At 48.0% G+C, this 13,562-nt stretch carries 12 protein-coding genes; 2 read left to right on the plus strand and 10 right to left on the minus strand.

Annotation, left to right across the window (positions count from 1 at the left end; all coding sequences use genetic code 11):
• Positions 1-13: 13 nt before the first annotated feature.
• Complete coding sequence (locus tag KW844_RS06470) at positions 14-709, minus strand: outer membrane beta-barrel protein (protein ID WP_218375896.1); 696 nt, start codon at positions 707-709, stop codon at positions 14-16.
• On the minus strand, positions 697-1,893 hold the full coding sequence (locus KW844_RS06475) for a BamA/TamA family outer membrane protein (protein WP_218375897.1): 1,197 nt from the start codon (positions 1,891-1,893) through the stop codon (positions 697-699). Before KW844_RS06475 ends, KW844_RS06470 begins: the two co-directional genes overlap by 13 nt.
• Before the next feature lie 319 nt (positions 1,894-2,212).
• On the opposite strand from KW844_RS06475, the gene KW844_RS06480 reads away from it, so the two are divergent.
• Entirely contained in the window at positions 2,213-2,836 is a 624-nt protein-coding gene (locus tag KW844_RS06480) for a DUF4136 domain-containing protein (RefSeq protein WP_218375898.1), read from the plus strand.
• 20 nt (positions 2,837-2,856) lie between these two features.
• On the plus strand, positions 2,857-3,477 hold the full coding sequence (locus KW844_RS06485) for an outer membrane beta-barrel protein (RefSeq protein WP_218375899.1): 621 nt from the start codon (positions 2,857-2,859) through the stop codon (positions 3,475-3,477).
• A 282-nt stretch (positions 3,478-3,759) separates the two neighbouring features.
• Here KW844_RS06485 and KW844_RS06490 read toward each other — a convergent pair whose 3' ends face one another.
• The 8 genes from KW844_RS06490 to KW844_RS06525 form a co-directional block, all read right to left on the minus strand.
• A complete protein-coding gene (locus tag KW844_RS06490) occupies positions 3,760-4,329 on the minus strand; it encodes a DUF4136 domain-containing protein (protein WP_218375900.1) in 570 nt (189 codons plus the stop codon).
• 41 nt (positions 4,330-4,370) lie between these two features.
• Positions 4,371-5,423 carry a DUF481 domain-containing protein gene (locus KW844_RS06495; RefSeq protein ID WP_218375901.1) on the minus strand — a complete coding sequence of 351 codons (1,053 nt, stop codon included), beginning with the start codon at positions 5,421-5,423 and terminating at the stop codon, positions 4,371-4,373.
• Positions 5,411-6,427, minus strand: a complete 1,017-nt coding sequence (locus tag KW844_RS06500; RefSeq protein WP_218375902.1) for a hypothetical protein — start codon at positions 6,425-6,427, stop codon at positions 5,411-5,413. The genes KW844_RS06495 and KW844_RS06500 overlap by 13 nt, the downstream gene beginning before the upstream one ends.
• A gap of 298 nt (positions 6,428-6,725) precedes the next feature.
• Complete coding sequence (locus KW844_RS06505) at positions 6,726-7,799, minus strand: dipeptidase (RefSeq protein WP_218375903.1); 1,074 nt, start codon at positions 7,797-7,799, stop codon at positions 6,726-6,728.
• Positions 7,800-7,906: 107 nt separating this feature from the next.
• Positions 7,907-8,377, minus strand: coding sequence for a RidA family protein (locus tag KW844_RS06510; protein WP_218375904.1), 471 nt, complete (start codon positions 8,375-8,377; stop codon positions 7,907-7,909).
• 35 nt (positions 8,378-8,412) lie between these two features.
• Positions 8,413-9,717: a gluconate:H+ symporter gene (locus KW844_RS06515; RefSeq protein ID WP_218375905.1), complete on the minus strand. Its 1,305-nt coding sequence runs from the start codon at positions 9,715-9,717 to the stop codon at positions 8,413-8,415.
• Positions 9,718-9,729: 12 nt separating this feature from the next.
• Positions 9,730-11,997 (minus strand): family 20 glycosylhydrolase, encoded by a 2,268-nt coding sequence (locus KW844_RS06520; protein ID WP_218375906.1) that lies wholly within the window; start codon positions 11,995-11,997, stop codon positions 9,730-9,732.
• A 2-nt stretch (positions 11,998-11,999) separates the two neighbouring features.
• Complete coding sequence (locus KW844_RS06525) at positions 12,000-13,559, minus strand: SusD/RagB family nutrient-binding outer membrane lipoprotein (protein WP_218375907.1); 1,560 nt, start codon at positions 13,557-13,559, stop codon at positions 12,000-12,002.
• Positions 13,560-13,562: the final 3 nt, after the last annotated feature.

Raw genomic sequence — 13,562 nt, forward strand, 5'->3', positions numbered from 1 at the left:
TTAAACGTTTTTTTTAGTGTGCCCCGATGGGAATCCCTACTGCCACCAGGAACTGGCGGTTCTTACCCTGCATATCGCCCTTGTAAATATTGGCCAACCCCAGGTTATACTGCGCGTTAAGCCGGATGCCTTTGCCTTTCATGAGCGTATATTGCACATCGAAGGTGGCTCCCCCGTCGATCCGGTGAATATCATCTTTGGCATTGTAGGTATAACTAAGTTTACCGTTATCCGTTCCCTTTTCATAGATATCTTTTGCCACGGTGCGGATAGCACCATAAGGCCCAACAGCGATCCCGAATGAGGGAGTAAAGCGATAACGTATCATTGGCGAAAATGACATGTACACAATTTTCCGTGTAAACTCTTCTCCCACCAGTTCCGGTGCATCCGGCGCCTTGAAGGAATTGTCGTAGTAAATCGCGTTAGCTCCTTTGGGTGATTTCATAATAATATCCATGGCCAGCTGCCATTTACCTTTCAGGTCGTAGGTGGTATAGGCGCCGATGGCGAAGCCATAGCGCGGCTGCTGGCCGCTGGCATTCTCCAGGTAACTACCGGAGGCTCCTACTATGATGCCTACGTGTAACCTGGTGGAAGTTATTTTTTTTCCGAAGAGCAGCGCAATCAGTGCCTGGCCTGAAACTGCGGGCACTGTCATGAAAAATGATACAATCGTTAACAGAACAGTTGTCTTTATCTTACCCATGAGGAACCAAATTGAACGTAAAAACCCCATTGTTCAGGGCCTCTGGCTACATCAGCGCCCATATACAAACCAAATTTTCTTGCTAATAAATACCTGAACCCGGTACCGTAATTATAATTCCAGGCTGCAGAACCAAAGTCGGCATAATCGTCAAATGCCTTGCCTACCCCGGTGAAAAATACGGCACTCCACCTGCTGAATACATTCCATCGTTGTTCGGTTTCAACCACGGCAATTGTATTGCCCTGGTATCTTCCGCGAGGTATACCTCTGAGGTCTATAGACGGTTTAAAGTAAAATGGGATGTCCCCGATTACCTGCTGGTAGTCGGCGCGCAGGCCAGATACCCATTTATTTCTTTTACCAATAGGAATATAATCAAAGACAAAGCCACTGAGGTGCGTGTATTCCATGTCACTGCCAAAAACATTATAAGAAAAATTCCCGTCTATATGCATTTTGATGCCTTTGTTCGGCGTAAACATATTGTCCCGGTTGTCAAACTCGATCAGGAGCCCTGGCATGCTGGTTAAATTCTTAAACTCCTTCGGTTTAAACAAGGAATCGGGCAATACCGGATCGGTTAACCGGGCCTTTGTGGATACAAAAGTGTATTGCACCCCCCCCAGCCAGTTACTGTATCCTAATTGCTTTCTTAACCGCAGGAATGCCGGAATGCTTTTAATATTAGTACCATACTTAACCTCTCCCAGCAGCGGTAAAGTTTTATAAAAATTTAGATTTAAGTCGGCATATCCTGCAAAAATGGCGTAGCGCAATCCCCATTTCACCACAGTACCCGTGCGGAAAGCCGCTGCACCCCAGCTTTTACTATCTGTGTAGAAGCCGGCGGCCCCTGTAATATCCGGACGGATTGGTGCCAGCTGCTTTTGCCCGGGCGCATAAACAGGTTGCTCATGCTTATGTAAAGCAATAGGCGCGAGCATGCCACCAAAGCCAAGCGCAGGCTCGGTAATGATGTTAGGAACCGGGATTACACCATGGGCATTTATGATCCAATCGCTAAAATCAATCGCATTATCCAGCGAGTCCCTGAGCGAAAATTTCCATTTTTCCTTGGTTCTGGAACTATCCTGACCAAAAGTTGGAATGCATACGCCGGATAGCAATATGGTTAACTGCACAGCAGCCAGGATACGGATAAGAAAGCATGACGTATTCATGTAACGGATATTCTTTTTCGTATGAATCCGGGAATCGACTGATGAGTTGCAGAAATTTATGCTATAGGTAAACAATAAACAGTCCTGACACACAAATAGTTTTGGTTGGGATAAAAAATTATCTTCAATCGTAATAATTTTTTTATTTGTTTGAACTTTTTCAATTTGAGGCCGTTATATCCTTCATATAACCACTTCGAAAAGAAGAAGAATTAGCAAAACCTGTCCTAAGCATAGCAGCATTGTCATCATCTCCATTACAGGTCCTCCTGTTTACGTTACGTATTGTATAATATATTGGAAAAATAAAATTGTCGCTATGAAAAGACTAACAGTACTCCTTTTACTGGGACTGGGTCTGTTTGCTTCCTGCCGTAAGGAGCCGGACCTTTCCAAGCTTTCCTCCAATTTTGTGGTACAAACTGACAAAGACCCCGCCGCTCAGTTTACGTCCTACAAAACTTATTACATTTCTGATACGATTGCTTACCTGTCTACCAATAAGAATGACTCAATTCTTGTAGGAGATGGAGCAAAACAGATTGTAAATACGATTAAAGACAACCTGAATGCGAGGGGGTACACCTTTGTGCCCAAGTCAGCAAAACCGGATCTGGGGATTAATACTGTTGCCGTTAAAGATGTATACGTAGGCGTGGTATACCCTGGCTGGTGGTGGGGCTATCCTGGTTATTGGGACCCTTGGTACTGGGGCTGGTACTATCCATATTATTATCCGTGGGCAACTGCTTACTCCATTACTACAGGCAGTGTAATTGTGGAAATGATAGATGTAAAAAATGCATCTGCTGAGCAGAAATTCAATGTACTATGGACGGTAAATCTTAATGGTGCGCTGGGTTCTGATGCCACCAACATACAGCGTGCGGTTGATGGTATCAACCAGGCATTTGTACAGTCACCTTATGTTAAAGCCCAATAGTTCACACCAAAATGATTCTTATGAAAAAATATATTCTCCTGGGTGCTATACTGTTGACCTCTGGCTTAAGTGCAATTGCGCAGAGCAATAATAAAATGACCAATCTGTTTGGTCTGTCATGGGAGATCAGTATACCCACCAATAACGAGTTTCTCGATAAAACCAGTCTCGCCGGCGGCAGATTCGAGTACAGACATTTCTTAAAAAGTGCACCGGTATCTTTTGGTTTGGGTTTAAGCTGGAACTCTTACGAGCAGTACACCCCTACCCAAACGGTATATTATAAAGACGGCAATTCCGCTATCACTACCGATATGGACAGAGTTATCTATACTGTACCGGTAACAGCTACCGCACACTACTACTTCAACAGCTGGAAACCGGTAATGCCTTACGTTGGCGTAGGACTGGGAGCCATGTATGCGGAACAAACGATCTACTACAACATCTTCGAGGATAACACTTACGGATGGGGATTTGTAGTACGGCCTGAAGTAGGCGTATTAATCAGACCAAACAACGGCAACTGGGGTATCCTCGCAGGAGCACACTACCAGTATGCTACCAATAAAAATGATTTGTTCGATCAGAACAGCCTGAAAAGCTTCGGCTTTAATGTGGGGTTCTTCCTCAGCAGGTAAAGATTTGATGATTGCTAATTTGTTTATGCTTAGGAACGGCCGTGTCTTTTTTAAGACATGGCCTTTTTGTTTCCCGCAAAGCAGTATAAGAAGCAAAATAACTAAGACTTGTGGTTTGATGCCAGGTAAGATCTGGTGGAGATCCGTCGCCAGCGGCGAGGGATCTCCACGCATAATAGGACGACCGAAGGTCGTCCTATTATGCGTGCAAAAAACAAAGCCATTAAAAAAGGTGACCTTCCTTTCGGAAGATCACCTTTACTATTTAACCTATTCACCAACTTACATTTTCTTAGGGAAGCTTTCCATAATCTTGCTTACTGCTTCCGGAATTTTGGTATCAGGATCTTTGATAGGGCCATCAATCTGGCTATTACCTACTCCCTGCCATAGCAGTTTACGATCACTTCTGTCTACCACGTCGATGATCAGCGAACCATCAATGTATTTATCTACGTTGTAGGTGGTATTGCTACTGGCCATACCCATACCGCCACCCCAGTAACCATAAGGACGGTAGAAGCCACCATATCCGTAGTAATCCGTATTAGCAGTTACGCTTTGGCCTTGCTTAGCCACGGTAATAGGATTTACCAGCAGATCAGCCGTGCTGGTATCAGCCTGGGTGTAACCTTTGGCAGTCATGGCAGCGATAATACCCTGATCAACGCGGTTACGGTTTAGTTCACTGACAGATGCTCTGGCATTCCCACGTGTACCCGGGTTGTACACCGCGAATGTTTTATAGTTTGTGAAATTAGCCTGACTATTGACATCATGCGTCACTTTCAGGGTTGGACCGCAGGCAGCCATTGCCAGCAGCGGGAATGCGAAAATGAGTAGCCTTTTCATATTATATGTTTTATTGAATGGATACTGAATCATAGTGGTAATTAAAATGAATAACCGATACTGAACACCGTGCCGTAATCCACCTTTTGCGCATCCACATTCGGAGGCTTAGTGTCGTAGTCCACATATACCTGCACATTGGCACTCAGGTGCGAAATAATTTTCCAATACAGTGTAACGTTCTGGTCTAAACGAAAACGTCCTTTGTCTGTCAGACTGAAATACATTCCGTTTGAAAATTGCAGCTTGATTTCCGGCTTTCCCAGCCTATACAGATAGTAACTCACGAAAACCGGAATTTCGGCAGTAATGGATTTTCCTCTGTTGGTTGTATCCGTGCTATATTCCTTTTGACCAGAGATACCAGATGCTACCCTCAGATCATGCCTTCTGTTCTTTAACACGATGGGACCTACGGCTTCTGCAATCTGGTAACGCGCATTCAAACCTAATTCGGTACTACGCTGATACTGGGCATTGGTGATAGCGAACAAGCGTTTCCAAAACTCGAAATAACCCTGCAACGCCAGGTCCGCCTTCTCTATACCTCTGTATCCCTCATCCATGGTATACATCAGATCGCCGGTGGTAACAAATAACCATTTGCGGGTACTGTAGGTCATACTGTGACTTTCATTAATACGCCCGATATTACTGGAACGGGAGTACGAATAGCCTAAACTTGCATTCCCGTCTAACCTTGTCCAGAAGCGCTGATCCAGATTTTCAATCTGGTCCAGGTCCTGGATAGCGAGTGCAATGGTATCAGTCTTACCAACCACCCTTACCCATCCGGGCGAAATGCCATGTAACAGAATGCCCACATATCGTAAGGTTTGCACTGTTTCTATCAGGTATTCCTTCCTTCGTGCGGCGATGTATTTAATATCTCTCAGCTTGATGGTGACAAGATCACCCAATTTATCGCCATCAAAAGTGAGCTCTCCTCTTTGTATCTGCTTTAGCTTACCGGTAATCTTATCACCATTATACAATTCAATCTCATCCAGAACGTCAGGTTCCAGGTGTTGCGCCATAGCTTGCCAGCCGCTGCACAACAGGAGTATCGTGACTAACCATTTTACCAGCGCCATCTGTAATTTCCAGAAATCAATAGTGATTTACGCCCTCCCAGGAATCCAACTTCCGTACGCACCTGCCAGCGATGATTGAACTGGTATTGCGCCCCCGCAATCATACTCCATTGGGAAGTCGGTTCTTTTTTAAGGTGATAACGAATAGTAATATCATCTGGTAGTCCGTTAATCCGGTTCAGAATCGCCTGTGCCAGTTCTTTTACCACTTTCTGTTGTGGCCTGGACAGTGATTGATACCATTGTTCCGTTTCAGCTATTATTTTTTCCAACTGGTCTTTATCTGCTGATGGATTCAAATCGGAAAGGTTAATGGTACCATCCGTACCCCGGTCGATAAGAAGTGCAGTAGCTCCTACCCATGCAGCAACAGAGCGATTCGGCTTATTCTTAAACAGGAAATTATAACCGATTCGCGGGGTGATCATCCACGTTTTAATACTCCCTTCTATATTATCAAGGCGTGACCAGGTATGATTGATATCTGTGATGGTGATCCATCCGTGATACCCGCCGGCAATCGTAGTTCCAAGGCCAAAGGTGGTGCCTTTAAAATCTGCCTCCCCTGAAAATTTAAATGGTTCTACTACGTTCACATGCGTCTTTGCCCTTACTGCCCCACCGATGGCATATACATCCAGGAAAGGTAACACCCAGAGGTCCACTCTTGCGGTGGCGCTTTGCAGGTCCGCCTTTACCTGTCCAAATTTTACAAAGTCCATTGGCACCATGGGGTTATCATTAAAGCCAACCTGAAGGTCCGTAACATTCACCAACTGGCTACCGCCTTGCAGGTTCAGCATAGCGCCTACCGGGTATTGCAGGTTAATGCCTTTCTGAACTGCTTTTGCGCCCCAAATGGGAAATCGGTACGGATAGCCTGCGCGGCGCAAACTATCATCATACGCCTTATCACCGGGTCCTATTTTCATACCGGCACCGGCCTGTGCCAGCAGTTGCCCGCTGCACAGTAAGCCTGCAAGGAGGATATATAAGGATTTCATCGCCATGTTCGATTAGCAGCAGTGCTCTTTTTCGTTTGGGAATAGAAATTAATATTATGATCCGCTGGTGGGCGGTGATGATGATGCTACTGGATATGCCTGGGAGTTTAACTAACGATTTTATAACAACACAAATCCACAAAAGGTTAAGCTTTTTTTCACATTTAAAAGATTTTCATCAATTGTAAATTTCCAAGTACCTTGATAAAAGCCCGCATTTGCCTTTCTCCTAAAGACAAATGCGGGAGTACCGGGGCAGCGTCCCCGGTACTCCCGCATACAACAAATTGAATCACTATTAGTCTTTCCAGGCTTTGCGCAAAAACCGTAACCAGTTTCCGTGCATAATATTTTCTATGTCAGCAGCGCTGTAACCTCTGGCAGCAAACTTTGCCGGCAGCAGCTGCAGATCAGCTATTGTTTCCAGGTCATACGGACATTGCTCTTTTCCGAAAGCCCCATCCAGATCCGTACCGATGCCCACATGCAAGCTATTTCCCGCCAGCTGGCAGATATGATCAATATGATCTATCATTTTATCCAGGTTGCAGTCCATACTTTCCGGTGTGGATGTACCACGTACCCAGCCCGGCACCATCATCCAGGCATCCAGCGCGGCGCCTATCACCGCGCCCTTGCTGATCAGGGCCTGTATCATGTCATCGCTGAACTGGCGGTTGTGGTTTACCAGGGCGCGACAATTATTATGACTGGCCCATACGTTACCGTTAAAGATGTCCATCGCATCCCAAAACGCATCATCGCACAGATGCGTAGCATCGAGGATGATATTGAGTTCCTCCATTTTGCGGATCAGCTCCCGGCCCTGCTCGTTGAGGTGACCGGTAGCATCGGTACCATTGGCATACCTGCCAGGGCCGTAATGTGCAGGCCCGATGGCGCGCAGCCCTTTATTGTAGGCACGTTCGAGGTAGCGAAGGTCAATGATAGAGTCCGCGCCTTCGAGACTGAGGATATACCCAATTGGTTTTTTGTCGTTAGGCGTGCCGTCATTCCAAAGCGCCAGGTGGGCTTCAAGGGAAGCGCGGTCTTTGATCATCACCATTTCACCGGCATCTTCCATGGCTTTGTACCAGGCCAGCTGGCCCTGCGTCTGGGCCCAGGCTTGTTGCGGCGAATGCCAGCCGGGAAGCGGATTATCCGGCGCTACGTAGCGGCCTATCTGTGTGGCTACTACCAGCCCAATATTTCCTTTTCTCAGTTCCGGAAAGGCTACAACTCCTTTAGCCCTGTCCGGCTTATCGTGCAGCCCGTTTTCGCGGGCACGTATAGCCGGCACCGTTTGCTGCAGGTCGCGGTTCCACTCCAGCGCGTTCATGCTAAGGTCGAGATGCGCATCTATTGTAAACATAGCGTATTTGATTACAGACATCTGTTTACCCTGATACGCTACCCCCGATAGGAAAATTGCATAGATTCTCCTGGTAGCATATCAAGGTAAACGGATGACTTTTGCGGTTAGTATAGTTCAAATAATGCTTCAATTTCCACGGGGATGTTATCAGGCAGGGAGCCAAAGCCTACTGCACTACGTACACCGATACCGTTTTCTTCGCCCCAAACGGCAGCAAACAGTTCAGAGCAACCGTTGATGATATAAGGATGACGTTCGAAATCAGGGGTACAGTTGACCATGCCCAGCACTTTGACCACACGTTTCACTTTATTGAGGCTACCGAGGTTAGCCACAATGGTAGAGAGCATGGTAAGGCCTACCTGGCGTGCTGCCAGTTTGCCCTGCTCCATATCCAGTGCTGCACCGATGCGACCAATGATCAGTGATTTATCGTCCTGCACCGGGCCGTGACCGGAGAGGTAGAGGTATTTACCATCTATCAGGCAGGGTTTATAAACGCCCAATGGCGCCGGTGCCGGCGGCAGGTTCAATCCCAGTGCTTCAAATCGCTCGTCTGCATGATTGTTTTCCATAGATTATCAGTTTTTATGTTGTTTTAGTTAAAGCGTCAGATAAAAGCATTTAGCAATAAAACGCCTGTCAGCCCTGCTGTGCCCACGATGGTTTCCATAACGGACCACGACAGCAGGGTATTTTTTATGCTCAGGTTAAAATATTCTTTAAACATCCAGAAGCCGGCATCGTTCACATGGGAAAACATTAAGCTACCCGCGCCAATCGATAGCACCATCAGGTTGGGGTTGGTGCCTGCCTGTACCATCAGCGGCGCTATCATGCCTGCGGCGGTGAGTCCGGCAATGGTAGCAGAGCCTACACAGGCTCTTATCAGGGCGGCCATCAGCCATCCCAGCACCAATACGGGCACCTGCCAGGTTTGCATGGCAGCTGCAATCTCGTTGCTCACACCGCTATCTGCCAGCACCTGCTTCAGGGCGCCGGCGCCGGCTATGATGAGCACAATCATGGCTACATCTTTCACGGCGTCGCCATAGATCAGCATCAGCTGTTTCATATCGCGCCCCTGCGCCAGGCCTAGTGTAAAAGTAGCTACTATCACACAGAACAGCATTACCATGGGCGCATCTCCGGCCAGCGTAAGCCAGGGGGTAGCGCCAAGGATATGTGTGCAGGCAGTGGTAACCATCAGTAAAATTACGGGTAACAGCGCTGTCAGAAAGCTATTACATCTCCCCGGTAAAACCTGGCTGTTACTATTATCCGCCTGACGGAACATGGGATTAGGGGCAGATGGCATCTTTCTTAAAAACCTGGAGAATACAGGCCCCGCGAGCATCAAAGCCGGAATGGCTACCAGCAGGCCGTATAATAATGTAAGCCCCATGTTTGCGTGAAACTGCGTTACCAGCGCCGCCGGCGAAGGGTGTGGCGGTAAAAAGCCATGGGTGATGCTCAGCGCCGCCAGCGTAGGCAGGCCGATATATACTGCCGGCAGTTTGTATTGATAGACCACCGAAAATATCAGCGGCACCATCAGCACAAAGCCTACGCCGTAAAACAAAGGTATGCCGATGATGAACCCTGCAATCAGCAATGCCCATTGCAGGTACTTTTCACCAAACAACTGCATCAGCGAATTGGCTATTTCCCTGGCAGCCCCGCTTTCTGCCACCAGCTTGCCCAGCATGGCCCCCAGCACAATGATAGCCAGCAAGCCACCAATAGTATCCCCTATCCCCTTTTGCAAACTGCCGGGAATTTTTTCCGGTGGTATGCCCAGTAACAAGCCCGCCACCACAGATACGAGCATGAAAGCGATAAACGCATTCAGCTTTCCCCAGGTGAGCAGGAGAATCAGGAGCAGCAGGCAGGCAAATACGATCAAAAACGACATAGGTGAATGGCATCAGTTAATTGAAATCTCATCCATCAGCAACATTGCGTTGCCACCGGCACCGTACTCCCCTGCCGGAATTACACCTTTATTTTTGGCGTAAACCCTGATATACCGGGCTTTTACAGGCTTCACCTGTATGCGTACGTTATTGATTCCGTTGAGAATAAAAGTTTTTGTTTTCGTCATCGGGAAGTAGTGCACTCCATCGTTGGAATATTGGAATTCCAGGATCACTGGCGCCCACATCTTCTGCCAGTGGTAGTTCAGCACATTGGCAGCCACCACTTTCACCAGCTGCGGCGTGCCGAGGTCAATCACCGCATCCAGATCGCGCTTGCTGAAACCCAGCCACTGACCATCATTGAAGCGGTGAGTGCCGGCAATGCCATTCACCAGCGTTGAGGCGTTGGCGTTATATTTTGTATTAGGCTCCTGTTTTAAGCTGATCCGCGCACCGGTTGCTTTACTTATGGTGTATATCTGCTGAAATTCCCGGTACTGCTGCTTTCCGTCCGCAAACAAGGCAGCACGGAGTGTAGTCGTACCCGTGAAACGCAAAGGACCTTCATACAACGGACTAGTTGCCGTAGGGGCGATACCGTTAGTAGTATATCGTATAGCTGCCTTTGGAGCGGTAGTTTGCAGGGAGATGTTAATGGCGCCCCTCTCCAGGCTATCGAGGCGGTAAGTAATCTCGTGATGTACATCGGCGCCTATTATGCCCTTGCTTTTCAGCAGTTGCTGATGCACGGCTACACGCTGTAAAAAATCGTTATAGTTGCGGGTTTGCTGGGTAGACCATGCCCTTTCCGCCATGGCCAGCATACGCGGGTAAATCATGTAGTTAGCCTGTTGTGTGGTAGGCAGGTATTCGCTCCACATTTGCCCCTGCATACCGGAGATGTAAGGCAGCAAAGCTGTGTCGCCGGCGGCATGCAGCGGATCATAGGTGTAGACTTCCCGCAGCGGCGTGTACCCGCCGGCAGCTGTAGGTTCTACCGCATATAGCGACTGATAATGATCAAAATAAAGTTCATCTTCCGGCGTCATGATCACGTGATGCTGTTGCTTAGCCGCTTCCACAGCGCCTTCCACGCCGCGCCAGCTCATGACGGTAGCACCATGTGCCAGGCCGCCTTCCAGGATTTCATCCCAGCCCACTACCTTGCGACCTTTGGACTGTATATATTTAGCTATGCGTTTTACAAAATAGCTTTGCAGTTCATCTTCATTTTTCAACTGTTCTGTTTTCATGCGCTGCTGGCAGGCAGGACATTTTGCCCAGCGCACCTTCGGACATTCGTCCCCGCCGAGGTGAATATATTGGGATGGAAACAGTGCAAACACCTCGTCCAAAACATCTTCCAGAAAAGTAAACGTACTATCCGAGCCTGCACAAAAAACATCATCAAACACCCCCCAGAATTGTGCTGCCTTGTAAGGCCCTTTGGTACAGCCCAGCTCCGGATAGGCAGCCAGGGCGGCCAGCGCATGACCCGGCATTTCTATTTCAGGAATCACATTGATGTGCCGGGCAGTGGCGTAAGCTACCACCTCCCGTATTTCATCCTGCGTATAGAAACCACCATACTTACGACCGTCGAACTGATGCGGTAGTTCTTTCTTGTGGCCGATAAGTGTTTGGTCGCGCCAGGCTGCGATGGACTGCAATTTGGGATATTTTTTAATTTCTATTCTCCAGCCCTGGTCATCGGTAAGATGCCAGTGGAAATTGTTGATCTTATATAAAGCCAGCTGATCAATCAGTGTTTTGAGATAGTCTACCGTAAAAAAATGACGGCTTACATCCAGGTGCATGCCGCGGTAGGCGAAGCGGGGATAGTCTTTAATCACCACTCCCGGCACGATTAGCTCCTTTTGCTTCAGTTGCCATAACTGCCGCAGGGTGGCAATACCGTGTACAATACCGTCAGTACTGTAAGCGGTGATGCGCACCTCGTTGTTGGCAGCCTGTAGCTGGTAACCTTCCGGTGGTAGCTGCAGCGTGGTATCCACGTGGAGGACTATACGATTTTTTGCTTGTGCCGATGGGGAAATACCCAGTTGCTCTTCTATATAGGTATGGAGGAGTACTGCCAGCCCTGCGGTAGCCGCATCTGTTTCAATAGCAGTATGATGGGTGATAGCGACCGTTTCGTTGGTCCATTGTGTTTGCACAGGCAAAGGAATCAAGGCTGCCGTAGCAGCCTGATTCCTTTGAGCAGCGGCATTTTGCCCGAGAGCCGCCAATAAAATTACAGTCAGTAGTTTTTTCATGGTTATTTATCCCACCACATTCTTGTTGTTAAGAGATCAGGACCCTGGCGGTTCACAGCTGTTTTGTAATTGATGGCGTTGATACTTTGTTCCTGGCCGGAATATGGGAGTCGACGTGGAATAGTACCACCGGTAGCATTACTACGGTAGTTAACGGGCACCAGTACCGGATAACCTGTGCGACGCCAGTTGGCATATGCTTCCATTTCATCCAGCAGATGCGCTACCCAATACTGGGAGTGAATCTGATCCATTTTTTGTTCGAGTGTACCGGCAGTATTGAACGGATGTGCAGCGAGGTACGCATCAATTTTTGCCTGACCTATTACACCGCCTTCACCAAACAAGGCAAGGCTACGCATTGCACCTGCAACGCCATCCCGGTAATACTGGGCGGCATCGCCGGCTACCCATCCGCGGACAGCGGCTTCGCTGAGCAGTAGGTTGGTTTCTGCATTCGTTAATATTAATAAAGGCGCTGCGTATTTCAAAATCGTATTAGGATTCGGCTCGGAATAAGTGACGAAATCGTTTGGTTTGGTGTCCAGGCCATTCGGCATACCTTTCTGCAAAGCTGCGCTGGTGTCTGCCTTATCATTATTCCACACCACTGACAGCACCGGCAAACGCGGGTCGGTATTGGTTTTCAGGTAGTCGATAAACGTTTTACTGAATTTACTCCACTCCAGATTGTTGGCACCTTTTGAATTGATGGTGTAATCCTGGTTGATGAGTTCTACGGCAACGGGATTCTGGTTATACGGCTGTGGGCCGCTGGCATAGGTTACGACCGCGTTGTCCGCAGCATCCAGGATTACACCACCGGTGGCTGCTTTCTGCACCCAGTCTTTCACCGGGATTTTACCGTCGGTTACTTTCGTGAGGCGCATGGCTACGCGCAGCATGAGGGAATAACCGAATTTCTTCCATTTGTTCACATCTCCTTTAAAGATATAATCAGCACCGCCAAACGTAGGCTGGGTGGGGTCAAATGCCGCGATAGCCTCGTCCAGTTCCTTGAGCATGTCCGCATAAATATTTGCCTGCTCATCATACGCCGGTGCAAATACGCCATTACGCGCCTGTGCAGCCTGCGTATACGGTACATCTCCATATAAATCCGTAATACGCTGCATGAGCAGCACTTTCCAGATACGGGCGGCCGACAGCTTATTCACCGATGTACCGGCTACTTTCTGCGATTTGTTGGCGTCAATAATATCCTGTACGTTCAGGATAGAATTCGTATAGGCGTAACGGAAGTAAAAGCCCTGGTAAAAATCGTTGACTGCATATTTATCACCGGAGCCGGAGCCACCGATTTCCTTGGCTACTGCAAAGTGCTGTACATAGGTACCGCAGTGCAGGTAGGAAGAATAGTAGTAAGCGCGGTCATACACATAACTACCTTTGAGGAGCGCCTGCGAGAACATGTAGTCCACGTTCATATTCGTAGAGGCGTTTGGGTTAGTATTCAGTTCTTCGAAGCCTTTATCGCAGGAAGCCAGTCCAAGCGCAGCTGCCAGGAGCAGGCTATATTTATATTTTGAGAAAAATTGCATGCG

The sequence above is a fragment of the Chitinophaga sp. sic0106 genome (assembly GCF_019219075.1).
In the GTDB taxonomy this organism is placed as follows: Bacteria; Bacteroidota; Bacteroidia; order Chitinophagales; family Chitinophagaceae; genus Chitinophaga.

Excerpts from the sequence above, each read along its gene's own strand:
- KW844_RS06525 (WP_218375907.1), bottom strand. The coding sequence starts at position 13,559 with ATGCAATTTTTCTCAAAATATAAATATAGCCTGCTCCTGGCAGCTGCG.
- KW844_RS06520 (WP_218375906.1), bottom strand. The coding sequence starts at position 11,997 with ATGAAAAAACTACTGACTGTAATTTTATTGGCGGCTCTCGGGCAAAAT.
- KW844_RS06515 (WP_218375905.1), bottom strand. The coding sequence starts at position 9,717 with ATGTCGTTTTTGATCGTATTTGCCTGCCTGCTGCTCCTGATTCTCCTG.
- KW844_RS06475 (WP_218375897.1), bottom strand. The coding sequence starts at position 1,893 with ATGAATACGTCATGCTTTCTTATCCGTATCCTGGCTGCTGTGCAGTTA.
- KW844_RS06485 (WP_218375899.1), top strand. The coding sequence starts at position 2,857 with ATGAAAAAATATATTCTCCTGGGTGCTATACTGTTGACCTCTGGCTTA.
- KW844_RS06510 (WP_218375904.1), bottom strand. The coding sequence starts at position 8,377 with ATGGAAAACAATCATGCAGACGAGCGATTTGAAGCACTGGGATTGAAC.
- KW844_RS06500 (WP_218375902.1), bottom strand. The coding sequence starts at position 6,427 with ATGAAATCCTTATATATCCTCCTTGCAGGCTTACTGTGCAGCGGGCAA.
- KW844_RS06470 (WP_218375896.1), bottom strand. The coding sequence starts at position 709 with ATGGGTAAGATAAAGACAACTGTTCTGTTAACGATTGTATCATTTTTC.
- KW844_RS06480 (WP_218375898.1), top strand. The coding sequence starts at position 2,213 with ATGAAAAGACTAACAGTACTCCTTTTACTGGGACTGGGTCTGTTTGCT.
- KW844_RS06495 (WP_218375901.1), bottom strand. The coding sequence starts at position 5,423 with ATGGCGCTGGTAAAATGGTTAGTCACGATACTCCTGTTGTGCAGCGGC.
- KW844_RS06490 (WP_218375900.1), bottom strand. The coding sequence starts at position 4,329 with ATGAAAAGGCTACTCATTTTCGCATTCCCGCTGCTGGCAATGGCTGCC.
- KW844_RS06505 (WP_218375903.1), bottom strand. The coding sequence starts at position 7,799 with ATGTTTACAATAGATGCGCATCTCGACCTTAGCATGAACGCGCTGGAG.